Below are 16485 nucleotides of genomic sequence, written 5' to 3'. Positions count from 1 at the left end.
TGGTTGCTGCCGCGCTTTTTAGCTTACACTTTTTATTCGGATCTCGCTATCGTTCAGCATAAAGCGAGCCAGGCAAATAATAATGAGTACTCGAATAAATGAACCACAAACCACAAACCATAAACTATAAACCTGTTAAAAAGAACATCTGAAACTCAATCCCATACTCCGCGTAGCTGGCAATGCAAACACATCTATCCCCTGTAACCCGTTGCCGGTGCTCATGCTCAGCTCAGGATCATAGGGCGCTTCTTTTTTAATAAAGAACAGGTTGCGTGCCACCAGCGACAGGCGCATGTCTCTTATTATTTTACTGGTTGATGGTACTTTATAACCAATAGATAATTCGCGTAATCTGATATTGGTGGCATCGTACATATAATATTCTGTTATGCCGGCACGGCCACCTACGGTAGAATAGAATGTTTCAGCCGGAATAGCGCCGCTCCATTTTCCTCCGCTCACTTTGGTTGCATTGATGGTAACGCCGCCGTTATTGCGCGCGTCTGCTGTTACTTTCGATACACCGTATTCATCGAGGATGGCCTGCGTAATGCTCATTACTTTACCGCCAAACCGGCCATCGATCAATGCTGTAATAACAAAATCTTTTAATTCAAACGTATTGTTCCAGCCCGCCAGGAAATCGGGGTTGGGATTGCCGAGGAATTTGAAATCACCGCCTTGTGGTTTACCATTGTCATCAACCATAATGGAACCATCGGGGGCGCGCAGGAAGGTTTTGCCGTAAATATCGCCGTAAGAACCGCCTTCGCGAATACGCAGTGAATAATTGTTCACACCGGCAAGGGTGATCTCATATTGACCGCCCAGTTCAGGTAACAGTTCAATCACTTTGTTTCTGTTCCTGGTGAGGTTCAGGCTGCTGTTCCATTTGGTAGCACCTTTGCGTAAAACATCATATCCCAGTGAAAATTCAATCCCTTTGTTTTCTATGTTACCGGCGTTTACGAAGAACCTGCTTAAGCCGCTGCCCAACGGCGCACTGAACTCAAAGTACTGATCGCGGGTATTGGTTTTATACCAGGTGAAATCAAGGCTTAACCGGTTGTTTAATAATTTCCACTCTGTACCTATTTCAAATGAGCGCGCATCTTCGGGTTTCAGGTAAGTGCCGAGGTATGGACCAACCTGGATCGATCCATAATTCCCTGACTGAATGGTATTGGTTGGATTGGTTGAAAACGCTTCTACGTCGTTACCAACTTTGGCATAAGAGAAACGTACTTTACCATAATTGATCAGGGTTGGCAATTTTACCAGGTCGCTCACGATGGTGTTGATACCGGCAGAGAAGTAGGGATAGCCGCTTTTCTCTTTGGGCGTGAACGCCAGTGTGGAAGACCAGTCGTTACGCGCGGTAAGATCAATGAATATTTTTTCATCCAGGTCAAATGTACCGGTGGCGAATATCGATTGTACCTGGCGGCGCAAACCGGTTGGCTGTGCGGTTAATGCCGGTGAAAGGTTCATATTGCCAATTGTGAAAATGTTGGCAAAACGCAGGCCGCTGCCTTTTGAATCAAAGAAGTCGCGGTCCTGTTTTTGATCGTTGATGCTGGTGCCTGCATTAAAGCTGAACCCGATCTTATCGGTGATGGGGGTATTGCCTGAGATGATCACATCGCCATATAAAAGCGTACGGGATAATTTATCATTGGTATACCGGCCATTAAAATCAGACAGTGTTATTTGGGTAGAAGCGTATGCTTTTAATTCGTAATTGTCGTAATTGCGGTTGATGCTTCCCCGGGTCTGGATATTCAGCCATTTGGTAACGGGATATTTTAAGGTCACAGAGGCGAAGAGGTTATCTTTTCTGCCTATGTTGAGGTCCCGGTTCAGGACCCAGTAGGGATTTTGCTGGTTGTCAGATCCTACCAGGTCTTTGTCGTGGTTTATATTCCACCAGTCCTGCAACATCGTATTGCGGGTAGGCGAGAAGTATTCAAAATTCTTATACTGGTCGAAGTTCAGGCCTCTTGGGAAGAGGTACAAACCGGTAAGCGCGTTATAATATAAACCTGTTGAAGGCCGGTTGTTTGTTTTTTGGGTGCTGAAAAGGATATTGGCATCCACGTTCAGTTTGTCGTTAAAGAATTTGGAGGTTTGGCGGAAATTGAACGTGTGCTGTTTTAATTCACTGGTTGGCATAATGCCTTTGTTGCCAGTGTTTGAATAGGAGAAGTAAGTTTGTGCTTTATCGTTACCTGCGGTAAAGGCCAGCGTATTGATAAAGGTAGAACCTGTTTTAAAGAAAGGCTTCACATGGTCGGGGTTTGAACCGGCCGGGCCCCAACTGTAAATATTATCGGTGCTGGTTTGGTTGTAATTGTATTGCAGCTCGGGATAATACATGGGTTTTTCCATGGTGAAGTTGGAAGAGAAATCAACTTTGGCGGTACCGGCGCGGCCTTTCTTGGTGGTGATCATAATTACGCCATTACCAGCCTGGCTGCCGTATAAGGCCGCTGCTGATGCGCCTTTCAGTACGGTAATGCTTTCAATATCTTCCGGGTTCAGGGTGCTCAGCACATCGCCGGCATCGCGGCCTACGGTGTTGCTGCCACTGCTTTCTCCCCAAACGTTCATTGGTTGCGCACCGGAGAAGTTCGACATAGGCACGCCATCGATTACATATAAAGGTTGGTTCTCACGTGTTGATTTTTGTCCGCGCAGGATCACCCGCACCGAACCACCCAGTCCCGAGGCACTTGGATTGATCTGTAACCCCGCCACTTTACCATTAAGGCTGTTGATGGGGTTCATGTTCTTTACCGTAGTGAGCTCGGTATTGTTGATCTTTTGCGTGCTGTAGGTAAGGCTCTTTGAGCGGCGTTGGATACCTAACGCTGTTACTACCAGTTCACCCAGTTGTTGTGAATTTACTACCAGGGAGATCTGGATTGGCCTGTCATCGGTTACAGTTATTTGTTGGGTGGCATAGCCAATATTGGAAATAACCAATATGTCGCCTTTGTTGGCATCTATCGTAAACTCCCCGTTGGCGCCGGTGCTTACCCCTTTGCGTGTGCCTTTTACCTGTATGTTGGCGCCTGCGATGGGTTCTCCTTTTTCATTTAGTATTTTTCCTTTTATAGGCGTTGGGGGAGGTGGGGTTGCTATAGTAGTTATGGCTGAAATGGCTGTTACCGGTTTCTTCGTGATCACAACGGTATTGCCCTGAACGCTTAGTTCAAAAGGCGAGCCGGGCAGGCATTGCTGCAGCACGTCTTTTATGGAGGCGTTCTTTACATTAATAGAAACGGGTTTAAGACCCTCGAACAGGTCTTCACTATAAACAATTGACACGCCTGTTTGCCGTGATACCGCTTTAAATACCTTTTGTACCGGTACGTTTTTTAGCGACAGGGTTACAGTCTGCCCACTGGTATGGGCAACTGCATGCATACAGGTGACGAAAAGCAGGATCGTTGTTAATTTCATGAACTTAAGCAGTTTGTGCTTTTCCCGGCTGGTTATCCGGGTGTTTAATCCGTTCGTATATTTACGCAAACGGATCATAGCAGTTATTTGCATAACTTTGTTTGGTTTGGTGATTAATTAAATAATTCCTAACAGACTTGTTTATTATTACTGAACACCGCCGTTTCGTCTGGCCACGAAGCGGCTTTTTCTTTACACCCCCTGACCCCCTAAAGGGGGAAGTTGGTTTATTTTTATATTGTTCTGGTTTATGGTTTATGGTTTGTGGTTTGTGGTTTGTGGTTTTTTCATTCGGGATGATTGATATTATTCAAGCTTCACGAATTGAAATATTCACCATTCACCATTCACCATTCACCCTTGCAAAAACAATCGGCAATAAGTGCTTCTGGCGTTGGTGCTGCATTTATAGACGACTTACTTGTTGTTGTTGATTGATGCACTGTTCTCAATTGTTAAAACCACTACAACTCCAACAACCTTCTGCCTATTGCCAATTGTGTCTTGCTTTTCGTTACAATGTTCCAGTTCCTGAATAGTACTTTATAAAACTGTATTTATCATTTTCCCATTTGCACATTTGCACATTTTCCCATTTTCTCATTTGCACATTATTTTATAACGGTCAACGTTTTTCCTTCTAATTTGAAATGCAGACCATAATTTTCCAGCATCTTCAGGATGTTGGAAAGGTTCAGGTTGCGACTGATACGGCCCCCATATTTTTCATTGTTAGTTTTTGTTTCGTACCTGATATCAACATCGTACCACCGGCTTATTTGTCGCATGATCATTTTTATATCGGTTTCATCAAATTCAAACCAGCCGTTCTTCCAGGCCATTACCTTCTCTAGATCAGGCGAGTGGTTTATGGTAAATGGTGAATGGTGCGCGGAAAGAGGGGTGTTGGCTGCTATTACGGCCTGCTCGCCTGGTTTTAAGACCACTGACTTTTCCGACCCCTGACCGCCGGCTTCCGGCTTCATCTTTATCGATCCTTCAAGCAATGTTGTTTTAGTGGCATCTTCATCGGAATACGCATTCACATTAAAATGCGTTCCCAATACCTCAATGTCCTGGGTTTTGGTTTTTACATGAAATGGTTTCGATGCGTCTTTGGCGATCTCAAAGTAGCCTTCGCCATCCAGTTCCACTTCACGCCGGTTACCTGTAAACGAAGTAGGGAAGCGAAGGGAGCTGGCTGAGTTCAACCACACCTTTGATCCGTCTGCCAATACCAGTTGGTACTGATTACCCCGTGCGGTGGATACTTTATTATATACCACAGCAGGTTGGCTATTATTGCCGGATGTGTTTGCATAGGAAACCTTACCGTTGTTATTAACTACGGTTGCGCCGCCCTGTTGTGAAATGGTGCCATTGGCAGAATCCAGGATAATGGTTTGTCCATCTGCCAGCGTTAAGATCGCGGCATCGCGACCGGGTGGCAGGTCCTGGGGTTTTATGTTGGAAGTTTTTGTTTGCGCTACAGGGGGGGCTGGCTTTTTTAATAACCAGAAATAACTACCAGCGCCGATCACCATCAATAAAACTGCTGCTGCCGCTACGCTGCTATAGTTTTTTCTTGTTATGGGGATGATGGTTGCTTTGGGTTCCTCTAAATTGGTGGCGATCTGTTTATACATCGCTTCTTTTAAGGCTGCTTCCTCTTCGCCCGATAGTTCGATAGTGCCTGCCTTTTCAAGCCTGCGGTAATATTCTTCTATCAATGCTTTTTCCGCAGGGCTGGCTGTGCCATCCTGGTATTTATCCAATATGCTGAAAAATGAATGCTTGTCCATACTACTTATATATGTACCAAAAGGATAGCGGCACCCTACGGTTTGTTGTAAGTTTTTTTAAAAAAATTATAACTACCTGGGAAGGAGCAAGAAGTAAGGGGCGAGTGGCTAGTGGGGGAGCGTCAGTTACTAGTGAGTGATAAGTAGGAAGGTAATCAGAAGCTGGTAAAAAGTAGCGGGTAATGAAGTTTTAAAGCGCCTACTAGCTATTCACTACTCGCTACTGGCTTATTTAATCAACAAACTGCACCGAATAGATCATCGGTAAATAATTATTAATAACCTGCCAGCTTTCGCCGCGATCGGGTGAAAAGAACAGGTTGCCGGTAGTGGTCCCAAATGCAAGTGCATCGCCGGTACTTACCAAAGCATGGCGATATACAATATCGAAACAGTCTTCCTGTGGTAATCCTTTGCGAAGTTGTTTCCAGGTTTTACCACCATCATCGGTTCGGCAAATAACCAAACCATTTTTGATGGCCGTGCGGTTTTCATCGCTATCGGCGGGTGCTACCCAGGCCTGGTCGGGATTGTCGTCGGCAACGGCAATGGCAAAGCCAAAGCGGGCCGGTCCCTGGGGTTGGCTAACATCCTGCCAGTTCTTAGCGCCATCGGTAGTGCGAAAGATGCCGCAATGGTTCTGTTGCCATAATGCATCGGGATTGGAAGGCGCTGCTACTACGATGTGCGGGTCGTGGCCAACTTCCGCCTTGGGATCGGGCAGAAATTCGGCGCGTAAACCTTTATTACAAATAGCCCAGTTTTTGCCGGCATCGGTTGTTTCAAATACGCCGGCGCAACTGATGCCAATATGAATATGATCTTCGTTGCGGGGATCAACGATAATGGAATGAATACCGGGCAGGTCGCGGCCACCGCCAAACCAGCCTTCTTTGCGGGTAGGGTGTTTCCATAACGATTCTACGAGTTGAAAGCTGTTGCCTTCATCTTCACTCACAAACAGTCCGCCGGGGTCGGTACCTATCCATAACCGTGATAAATTATGATTGCCGCCATGCGCCATCGACCACATATAGCGGGTGGTGGCGGGCACGCCGTCTTTTACTTCTTCGCCTTCGGGGTAGGCCGGTGCGGTCACTTCTTCCCAGGTTTTACCTCTGTCTTTCGAGCGCTGTAATTTCACGCCCCAGTGCCCGTGGTCCTGACAGGCCCACCAGGTGCCGTTGCGCGGATCGGCATAAGCAATAGAAACTGGAACGCCTTCAAATGAGCAATTCTCTATTTTCCATTTATTGTTTTGAAAGCGATAAGCTATAAACCCTTTCCGGGTTCCCAATAAAAGCGTTGATTTCATATTGAATAATATTGAATATTGAACCGAAGAACTTCCAATGTCGAAGTGAATACCAATTAACTTTACAATGAACGTATTCCTGTATTCTACTTCGACATTCTACATTGGTTATTCGATATTTTTAATATTGAATATTGAACCGAAGAACTTCCAATGTCGAAGTGAAAAACTTATGCCTTGGGCAATTATCTTTCGATATGCATTTCTGTCTTTTACTTCTTCATTTCTCATTCAACATTTCTCATTTTTCATTAATTCTGTATTCCACTTCATCATTCTACATTGGACATTCGATATTCGATATTTTTAATATTGAATATTGAACCGCAGAACTTCCAATGTCGAAGTGAATACCAATTAACTTTACAATGAACGTATTCCTGTATTCTACTTCGCCATTCTACATTGGACATTGGATATTCGATATTTTTAATATTGAATATTGAACCGAAGAACTTCCAATGTCGAAGTGAGAAAACTTATGCCTTGGGCAATTATCATTCGATATACATTTCTGTCTTTTACTTCTTCATTTCTCATTCAACATTTCTCATTTTTCATTAATTCTGTATTCCACTTCATCATTCTACATTGGACATTCAATATTCGATATTTTTAATATTGAATATTGAACCGAAGAACTTCCAATGTCGAAGTGAAAACCAATTAACTTTACAATGAATGCATTCCTGTATTCTACTTCGCCATTCTACATTGGACATTCAATATTCAATATTCATTATCGCGCTATCCACCGGATAAGGCCTGCATAATATAGATCTCACTGTTTTCCCGGAACGGATCGGTAAGGGTAGTACGGTCTTTAATCATGGAGCCGTCTATGAAGATGTTTACATGTTGACGAAGGCGGCCCTGGTCGTCCAGCACATACCGGGTTACACCGGGATAGTGCGCCTCCAGTTCATCCAAAACGGCCCTGAGCGTTTTTCCGGCTGCGGTGGTATCGGTCAGCTTCGGAAAAAACCTTTTTAAAGCGTATGTGAATTTTACAATAACCATGGGCTAGTAGTAAGAAGCTAGTGGCTAGTGGGGCTCAATTTTGTGCTTTCCTACTCGCTACTAGCTACTCGCTGCTTCTAAGCTACTGAATTATTTTATTCAGAAAAGCTGACTTTGGATAAAGCCGATAAACCGGGAAACCCATTGGCTGAAGCTGGATTTTAAGCGATGAAAGGGGGCAAATGGCCACATATATTCATTATCGAAATGTCGCGGGACTGTATTTTGTTGTTAAATTACAGGCGGCTACGTAACACACGCTATAAGTTTGTACGTTGCCTATTTACCGGCAATCTGACCGTACATGTCCCGGACACCCTTCGATTCACATAACACACAGGAGGATAAGTCGCTGATCATTCATATGCGATCAGGCGACTATGCCGCTTTTACCCTGCTCTATAATAAATACATTCGCCAGCTCACGCAATACGGTTTAAAGTTCCTGCCCGATCTGCCGGCCGTGGAAGATGTGCTACATGATGTGTTTGTATGGTTGTGGACCAACCGGCAAAAAATCGATATTCATTCTTCCGTTAAAAGTTATTTATTTAAATCGGTTCGTACCTCCATGCTCCACGTGCTCGAAAAGCAGCACCGCTTGCAATCCCTGCAAGCCGACGAGGAACATACTTATACTTTTGATCTGCAGCTTACCCCCGAAGCACTTGTTCTACATAATGAAAACCGGCGACTGATAAGGCAACAAATTGAAAACGTGTTACTGACCCTCACCCCCAAACAGAAAGAAGTCATTTACCTGCGGTATTATGAAGGACTTAATTTTGAAGACATCGCCCAAAGCATGAACTTATCGGTAAAGGCCTGTTACAAATTAATGGGCAGGGCCATTGCTACGTTAAGGGAGAATATGGTTTGTAGTTTGTTGTTTGTGGTTTGTTGTTTGTGGTTTGTTGTTTATAGTTACCGGTTACCAGGTACCAGTTGCCAGGCCTTGTATGTCGATCACTCCATCTGTAATCGGGCTCTCTGAATTTTTTGCCCGGTAACCGGAAACCGGAAACCGGTAACAGAAAATTTTTTTCTCCCCATGGGGTAATTTTCCAAATATTCTCCTCATATACAAAACCCGCGCGGGGTTTTTTACAGCGAAAGCTTGCTTTTCATTGTAAACCATTATTAAATCAGTCACATGAGAAAATTAATGTATGCCATCAACGTGGTGGCTATGCTACTGCTATTGAACTTAACTGCAGCCGCGCAGGGAATTTTAAAGGGAACCATAAAGTCTGAAAGCGGCGAACCCCTGTCCAACGCATCAATTATTGTAGCTGGCAACAAAGGCGGAACTTCTACTGATACAACAGGAAGTTACAGCCTTTCTTTACCTGCGGGTACCTATAAAGTTTATGTTACCAGTGTAGGATTTAACCCCTATTCCCTTTCAGTTAAGATCGATAATTCCACCGTTACCAGAGATGTGGTGCTGCAATTTGCCGTGGCCGACCTGAGCGAAGTAGTGGTATCTGTGGGTAGCCGCGCTTCACAACGTACCTTCACCACCACGCCTTTACCGGTTGATAATATCAATGCGTCTGAACTGCAAAGTTCCGGACAATTATCATTTGATAAAGCCCTGCAATTGCGGGTGCCTTCTTTTAACAGCGTGAACACCCCGGTAAATGATGCCACTTCATTGTTAGACCCGTATGAGATCCGGAACATGGGTCCCAGTCGTACGCTGATCCTTATTAATGGAAAGCGAAAGAACCCCAGCTCGCTGGTGTATATTCAAACTTCACCAGGCCGTGGCGAAACCGGCGCCGACCTCGCTGCTATTCCCACCGAAGCCATCAAGCGGGTAGAGATCCTGCGGGATGGCGCTTCCGCCCAATATGGTTCTGATGCCATTGCCGGTGTAATGAACGTCATCCTGAAAGACCGGTTCGAGTATACCAATTTTAAGATCGCCAGCGGTTTAACCCACAAGGGCGATGGATTTTCTCTCCTCACCAGCCTGAACGGCGGCGCTAATTTTGGTAGCAAAGGGTTCCTCAATTATACCATCAATTTTCAACGGGAAAACAAGACCAATCGTCCGGGTAATGTAGATGCAGAGGGCGACAACAACGACTTAAGCGCCGGTACCGCCGCCAGCCTGCAGGAGGTGAGAGCCTTCCTGGCCCGTTTCCCCGATGCCAGAAATATCAATGGTACGCCAACCAATACGGCCGCTAAATTCGTGATCAATGCAGGGCTCCCGGTTAGCGAAAACACCAGCTTCTATGCCAATGCCGCTTACGTTTATAAAAAAGTGCAAAGCTATGCCAACTACCGCACGCCATACTGGAAACAGGATTATGGCCTGTTGCATGCCGCCGGTACAGAATACGTGGGCTACGGTCCCACCTTCGAAGGCGACTTAAACGACTATAACGCAACTGTAGGGTTCAAGACCATCAAAAGCGGTTGGACGAACGACATCAGCTTTACCACCGGTGGTAATAAACAATTGTATACCGTAGAGAACACGGTGAACCATTCGCTGGGATCAAAAAGCCCGATCCGGTTCAAACCCGGCGGTTATGGATTTAACCATGTGGTAGGAAATATTGATATCAGCAAGGAAGTGACGGATAGATTGAGCATAGGGTTCGGCAGCGAGTTTCGCAGTGAGAACTTCCAGATCTTTGCGGGCGATACCGCTTCGTATTCCGGCGAAGGCTCCAACTCATTCCCCGGCGTGAACGAAATAAATGCCATCAAAGTGAACCGCTTTAATATTGGGGGTTACTTCGATATCAGTTACGACCTCTCCAAAGCGATATTGATAAACGGTACCATTCGCGAAGAGTATTACAGCGATTTCGGTAGCGCCTTTGTATGGAAGATCAGTGGCCGCGCAAAAATGGCCGATGATAAACTCACGTTGCGCTCTTCTGTGTCAACCGGTTTCAGAGCGCCCAGCTTACACCAGATCAATCTGCAAATAGCACAGCAAAGTTTTGTGCCCGGACAAGGGATCCAGACAAAAGGTATCGTAAGTAATAAGAGTCCGCAGGCGCACCTGCTGGGTGTACCCGCATTAAAGCCGGAGAAATCAGTGAACTTTACAGCCGGTTTTGGTTTCACGCCAACAAAGAACTTAAGCGTAACAGTGGACTATTATCATATCGATATCAAAGACCGCATTATCCTCAGCTCCAACATTACGAATACAGCGGCCGGTAATACCGAGCTGGATAACGTGTTACGCGACAACGGCATTGTTGGGGTAAGCTTCTTCACCAATGGAATTAGAACTGTTACAGAAGGTATTGATGTAGTGGCCAATTACAGGAACATTCCGGTAAGCACTTCCGCCAAGCTCACCATCAACCTCGCTGGTAATTACACCCTGAACAACAAACTGGATGGCAACATCACCAATCCTAAATTGATCAGTGATGCCGGCCAGAGTACCTTTGATTATATTCAGGAAGCGTTGTTGTTAACCAGCCGGCCCAAATACAAAGCCATGCTGGGCGGTGATCTTTCTTACAGAAAATGGAATTTCTTCCTCGGCAATACGTTATTCGGACCCACTACCTTCCGTAATGATGGGTTGAATAAAAACCTGAAACTGGAATTTCAAACCAAAGTGCTTACCGACCTGAACATCGGGTATAATTTCGGCAGCCGGGTAAGTGCATCAATAGCAGTAAATAACATATTCAATATAAAACCCGAGTGGAAGTTGAAAGCATTGAATACCGACGGCGATGCGGTGCTGGGCGATGCGGCCCTGGTGAAAAGAAACATAAATGCCATTACCTTTAATGGCAGGTACAGCATGGTAACGTACGACGGATCGCATTTCAGTCAGCTCGGAACAACGTTTTTGGCAACGCTGAACTTTAAATTGTAGCTTGCCTGTAGGCTATGATAGAATTTACAACGACGAAAACAAATAAAGATCTTGAGCAGATCCTGGAGCTGCAAAAGCAAAATTTAGCCGCAGGGCTAACGGGAGAACAGATAACCTCGCAGGGATTTGTAACCGTTTCGCACAGTTTTCAGGATCTGCTTAAAATGAACGATATTGAAGCGCATGTGATCGCGAAGGACAATGACCGGGTTATCGCCTATATCCTGGCCATGACGGCCCGCTCGCGGTTCGATATTCCGATCCTTATACCGATGTTCGAGCTGTTTGAGCAGGTGAACTATCAGAATAAAAAGGTGGCCGACTGGCGCTATATGGTGGTGGGACAGGTATGTGTTGCCGCAGGTTACCGGGGGAAAGGCATCCTGGATGAATGCTATACTGCCTATAGAAATAATTTTAAAGACCGGTACGACTTTGCCATTACCGAGATCGCTACCAGGAACCAGCGTTCTATAAACGCGCATAAACGCATCGGGTTTGAAACGATACATGAGTATGTGGCGCCGGATGGGGAGGAGTGGAGTATAGTTGTTTGGAAATGGTAATAATTGTTTGTTGTTTGTGGTTTGTTGTTTGTTGTTGGTCCGAATATCGGGGTGCGCTATTAAGTTTTAGATCTCCGAACTTCTGATTTTATTAGTTACTGGAAAAAAATGAATGCACGAATTAAATAACCACAAACCACAAACTACAAACCACAAACTGATAGTTATTAAGAATAAAGACATTGAGATAACAATGGATAAATATAAAGAATATCAGATCGATGACTTCCTTCGGGACGAATCGTTTATCAATTGGGTATTGGATCCGGAGGGAGCAAATAACCAGGCGTGGGCTAAATGGATGAATGCCAATCCGGCAAATAAGGAAACCGCACAAAAAGCCATTGACACGATCCGTTCTTTTGATTTTAAAAAAGAACCGGTAGCCGATGATTTTTATACCAACCTGAAACTACGGATCGATAATACCATTGCCAATGAACAATTGGTAACTGTTGCCCGCAAACCGGTCGTTCGTCTTTGGTGGAAAGCTGCGGCGGTAGTGGCGGGTTTATTGATCGGCGCAGGGGTGCTGTATTATGTAAGGAAGCCTTCCTATACGTTTATTTCCACACCGTATGCAGCTATTAAAACGGTGCTGTTGCCTGATAGTTCAGAAGTAGTGCTGAATGCCAACTCATCCATCCGCTTCAACGCCAACCGTACCGGCAGCAAACGTGAGGTATGGGTAACGGGGGAAGCCTTTTTCAAAGTACGTCATCTTGAGCAGGCCGGAAAAGCACAACCCTTCGCCGTATATGCAGGGGATGCCGTGATAGAAGTACTGGGAACGGAGTTCAATGTAAAGAGCGTAAACAATACCACCGGGGTGCTCCTGCGACAGGGGAAAGTCCGGTTCAGTATTCCGGCCAGCCATTCCACAACGATCATGCAGCCAAACGATTATTGCCAGTATAATGCATCGCAGGGAGAAATTATTACCCGTGGCGCCAACCCGGTGTTGTTTACCTCCTGGATGGAACAGAAATACCGGTTCGAAAAAACGCCGGTGCAGGAGATCTGTACAACGCTGAAGGAATATTTTGGATACGATTTCATTATACGCAAACCCGAGCTGGCCACACAGCCGATTTCGGGTACGCTGGAATTACAGAATGAGCAGGTGATGCTTCGCATCCTGAGTGAATTGCTCAATGCAAAGGTAACCAGGGAGGGGAACCAGGTCATTATAGAATAATTGGAACGCGGAACGCTAAACGCGGAACGCGAAATACGGAAAGATCGAATTACCAGCGCGAAACCCAGCATTCGGGAAAAAGCGTTAAGCGTTCAGCCTTAAGCGTTAAGCATAATTTGTTTATGAGAAAAAGCCTGTATCATTATTGGCTTATTGTATTAGGTTTATCCTTATGCATGGTGTATACCGTGCATGGGCAGCGAATTGCCAAAAACGAAAAAAACGGCAAAACAACCCAGCTTACCATAGAACCCGAAAATAGTTTACCCCTTAAAGAAGTGATCGCCGTTCTGGAAAAGAGATTCCGCGTAAGCATTCTGTACCGCGAACAACTGGTGCAAAACAAGAACACCGTACTGGATACCCTCACCGACAGCAATCCCGATCATGCCTTACGCTCGCTGCTGACCCCATTCGGACTTACCTTCAAAAGAGTTTCCCCCACCCAGATCATCATTTCCGAAGCGCCCGGCCGCTATATAACAGATGCCAATAAAAAAGCGAACAGCACTACCAGACAATATAGCCTGTTACAGGGTTCCGTACGTAATGAAAAGAATGAACCGGTACAAGGCGTTTCCATTATCGTAATCGGTTTAGCCAAAGGCACCACTACCGACGCCAATGGCAATTACCGGCTGGCCCTGGAAGACGGCACCCACAAAATTTATTACAGCAGCGTAGGCTATAGCAGTTATGTAACCTCCATAAAAATGCAACGGGCCGATGCGGTGAAAAATGTAACGTTGAACAATGCCGCCACCGACCTGAGTGGGGTAGTGGTGGCGGTTGGCAGTCGCGCCGCACAACGTACCTTCACCAATACCTCGCTGCCGGTTGATAATATAAACGGCGCCGATTTGCTTTCTACCGGCCAGTTGTCGCTCGACAAAGCCCTGCAATTCCGCGCACCTTCTTTCAATACGGTGAACATGCCCGTGCATGACGCCACTTCTTTGTCTGATCCTTACGAGATCAGGAACATGGGACCGAGCCGTACGCTCATTTTAATAAACGGTAAAAGAAAGAATCCCGGTTCGCTGGCGTATATCCAAACTTCACCCGGGCGTGGTGAAACGGAGACCGATCTTTCTGCCATTCCCCTGGAGGCCATCAAGCGCGTTGAAATTTTGCGCGATGGCGCATCTGCTCAGTATGGATCAGATGCCATTGCCGGTGTAATGAATATTATTTTAAAAGACCGTTTTGAGTACACCAGTTTCAAAGCCGGTACGGGAATTACCAGCCGGGGCGATGGGTTTTCTGTTCACAACAGCATCAACAGCGGCGTTAATATCGGCGACAAAGGATTTGCGAACTATACCATCAATTTTCAAAAAGAGAACCGCACCAACCGGCCGGGTAAAGTAGATGCCGAGCAGGATAATATCGACCTGGGCGATGGCACTGCCGAAGGGTTGAAAAGAGTGAAAGCCTTCCTGGAACAATTTCCCGATGCGCGCAATGTGAACGGCACGCCGGCTATAACCGCCGCCCGCTTCCTGGTGAATGCCGCCATTCCGGTAAATGATAACGGTTCCTTTTATGCGAATGCAGCGTATGTATACAAGAACATTCAAAGCTATGCCAACTACCGCACGTCGTACTGGAAACAGGATCCCTATCATTTATTACATGATACTGCCTCGCCGTACCTGGGGTTTGGGCCAACCTTCGCCGGCGACCTGAACGATTACAATGCTACGCTGGGTTTTAAACAGGAGAAAGGGTTGTGGACTACAGATGTAAGCGCAACCATCGGCGGCAACCGCCAATTGTATTCGGTTGACAATACCTGGAACCCTTCCATGGGCGCGCAAAGCCCTACTTCGTTCCGTCCCGGTGGCTATGCCTTTCACCATATGGTAGGCAATGTTGATATTACCCACACCGTGAATGAGCAATTGTCTGTTGCCTTTGGTACCGAGTTCAGGAATGAGACCTTTACCATTTTTGCCGGCGACAAAGCTTCTTTTACCGGTACGGGGCCCATTTCATTTTCGGGCATTGCTAACATCAACGCCAATACGAGTAACCGGTTTAATATTGGCGGTTATCTTGATGTAAGTTATGATGTTTCGAAATCGCTCCTGCTCAACGCCACGGCACGGCAGGAGTATTACAATGATTTTGGCGGCGCTTTTGTGTGGAAGGTGAGTGGCCGAAAGAAACTGGCCGGTGATAAGCTCACATTGCGCTCATCGGTCTCAACCGGTTTCCGGGCGCCCGCGTTGCACCAGGTAAATTTGCAAATTGTTCAACAGATCTTTTCACCCGGCATGGGCGTGCAAACAAAAGGCGTGGTCAGCAATAAAAGTATGCAGGCCCGGGTGTTGGGTGTGCCGGCCCTGAAGCCCGAGCGATCTGTGAACTTTACAGCAGGCTTCGGCTTACGACCCTTCCGGGATTTCAGCTTAACCCTCGATTATTATAATATCAATATTAAGGACCGCATTATTCTCAGTTCCGACATTGCACATACCCGTAATAGAAATACAGAGCTCGATGCAGTACTAAGCGCCAATGGGATCATTGGCGTTAGTTTTTTTACCAATGGCATCAGCACCAATACGCAGGGGCTCGACCTGGTAGCAACCCTTAAAAACATCCGCGTGCTGAATACCGGCCGTGCAACCATTAACCTGGCCGGCAATTATACCATTGCCAATCAATTGCTGGGTGTGGTATCGAATCCTAAATTGATAGAGGATGCAGGCCAGGCAATTTTCGATTATATGCAGGAAGCTATTCTGTTAACCAGCCGGCCAAAATTCAAAGCTATCCTGGGCACTGACCTTACTTTGGCTAAATGGACCTTCAATGTAAACAACACCTTGTTTGGTCCGGCTACTTTCCGCAGCGAAGGATTAGACAAGAACATAAAGATGGTCTTTAAAACCAAACTGGTTACCGATGCAAATCTGGGCTACCAGTTCACGCCCTGGTTGGGCGCTTCCTTCACGGTAAATAACCTGTTCAATATTTTGCCGCAGTACCAATTGAAAGCATTGAACAGCGAAGGCCAGGCCATTTTGCAGGATCCCGTTGCGTATAGAAAGAACATCAACGCCGTTACCTTTAACGGCCGCTACCATATTGCTACGTATGATGGTTCACACTTTAGTCAAACCGGCAGTACTTTTTTACTTACTATTAATTGTAAGCTGTAGATTAAGCGAGTAGTAAGTGGCGAGTAGCGAGTAGGGGAAGGCAGTAGCGAGCTCCGAATATAAATCCCACTAGCTACT

Annotated in this window: 9 protein-coding genes; 5 read left to right on the top strand and 4 right to left on the bottom strand. The window is 46.0% G+C overall.

Going from position 1 to position 16485, the window contains the following annotated elements:
• Positions 1-135 precede the first annotated feature (135 nt).
• The 4 genes from FAM09_RS14070 to FAM09_RS14055 all read right to left on the bottom strand — a co-directional run bounded on the left by FAM09_RS14070 (position 136) and on the right by FAM09_RS14055 (position 7605).
• The gene (locus FAM09_RS14070) at positions 136-3561 is read right to left on the bottom strand and encodes a SusC/RagA family TonB-linked outer membrane protein (RefSeq protein WP_136577752.1); all 3426 of its coding nucleotides are present in this window, start codon (positions 3559-3561) and stop codon (positions 136-138) included.
• Between the two features lie 518 nt (positions 3562-4079).
• Positions 4080-5270: a FecR family protein gene (locus FAM09_RS14065; RefSeq protein ID WP_136577751.1), complete on the bottom strand. Its 1191-nt coding sequence runs from the start codon at positions 5268-5270 to the stop codon at positions 4080-4082.
• Between the two features lie 232 nt (positions 5271-5502).
• A complete protein-coding gene (locus FAM09_RS14060) occupies positions 5503-6585 on the bottom strand; it encodes a WD40/YVTN/BNR-like repeat-containing protein (RefSeq protein ID WP_136577750.1) in 1083 nt (360 codons plus the stop codon).
• 747 nt (positions 6586-7332) lie between these two features.
• Positions 7333-7605 (bottom strand): MoaD/ThiS family protein, encoded by a 273-nt coding sequence (locus tag FAM09_RS14055; RefSeq protein WP_136577749.1) that lies wholly within the window; start codon positions 7603-7605, stop codon positions 7333-7335.
• A gap of 304 nt (positions 7606-7909) precedes the next feature.
• Here FAM09_RS14055 and FAM09_RS14050 point away from each other — a divergent pair, with 304 nt between their 5' ends.
• The 5 genes from FAM09_RS14050 to FAM09_RS14030 all read left to right on the top strand — a co-directional run bounded on the left by FAM09_RS14050 (position 7910) and on the right by FAM09_RS14030 (position 16407).
• The gene (locus tag FAM09_RS14050) at positions 7910-8599 is read left to right on the top strand and encodes an RNA polymerase sigma factor (protein WP_136577748.1); all 690 of its coding nucleotides are present in this window, start codon (positions 7910-7912) and stop codon (positions 8597-8599) included.
• Positions 8600-8758: 159 nt separating this feature from the next.
• Positions 8759-11473: a TonB-dependent receptor gene (locus FAM09_RS14045; RefSeq protein WP_136577747.1), complete on the top strand. Its 2715-nt coding sequence runs from the start codon at positions 8759-8761 to the stop codon at positions 11471-11473.
• A 14-nt stretch (positions 11474-11487) separates the two neighbouring features.
• The gene (locus tag FAM09_RS14040; protein WP_166437139.1) at positions 11488-12039 is read left to right on the top strand and encodes a GNAT family N-acetyltransferase; all 552 of its coding nucleotides are present in this window, start codon (positions 11488-11490) and stop codon (positions 12037-12039) included.
• Between the two features lie 112 nt (positions 12040-12151).
• The gene (locus tag FAM09_RS14035; RefSeq protein ID WP_136577746.1) at positions 12152-13237 is read left to right on the top strand and encodes a FecR family protein; all 1086 of its coding nucleotides are present in this window, start codon (positions 12152-12154) and stop codon (positions 13235-13237) included.
• Positions 13238-13359: 122 nt separating this feature from the next.
• Positions 13360-16407 (top strand): TonB-dependent receptor, encoded by a 3048-nt coding sequence (locus tag FAM09_RS14030; RefSeq protein WP_243751672.1) that lies wholly within the window; start codon positions 13360-13362, stop codon positions 16405-16407.
• The last annotated feature ends 78 nt before the right edge of the window (positions 16408-16485 follow it).

This window comes from Niastella caeni (genome assembly GCF_004834005.1).
Taxonomy (GTDB): domain Bacteria; phylum Bacteroidota; class Bacteroidia; order Chitinophagales; family Chitinophagaceae; genus Niastella; species Niastella caeni.
The sequence above is the reverse complement of the archived record's forward strand: the minus strand, read 5'-3'. Positions and strand labels throughout refer to the sequence as shown.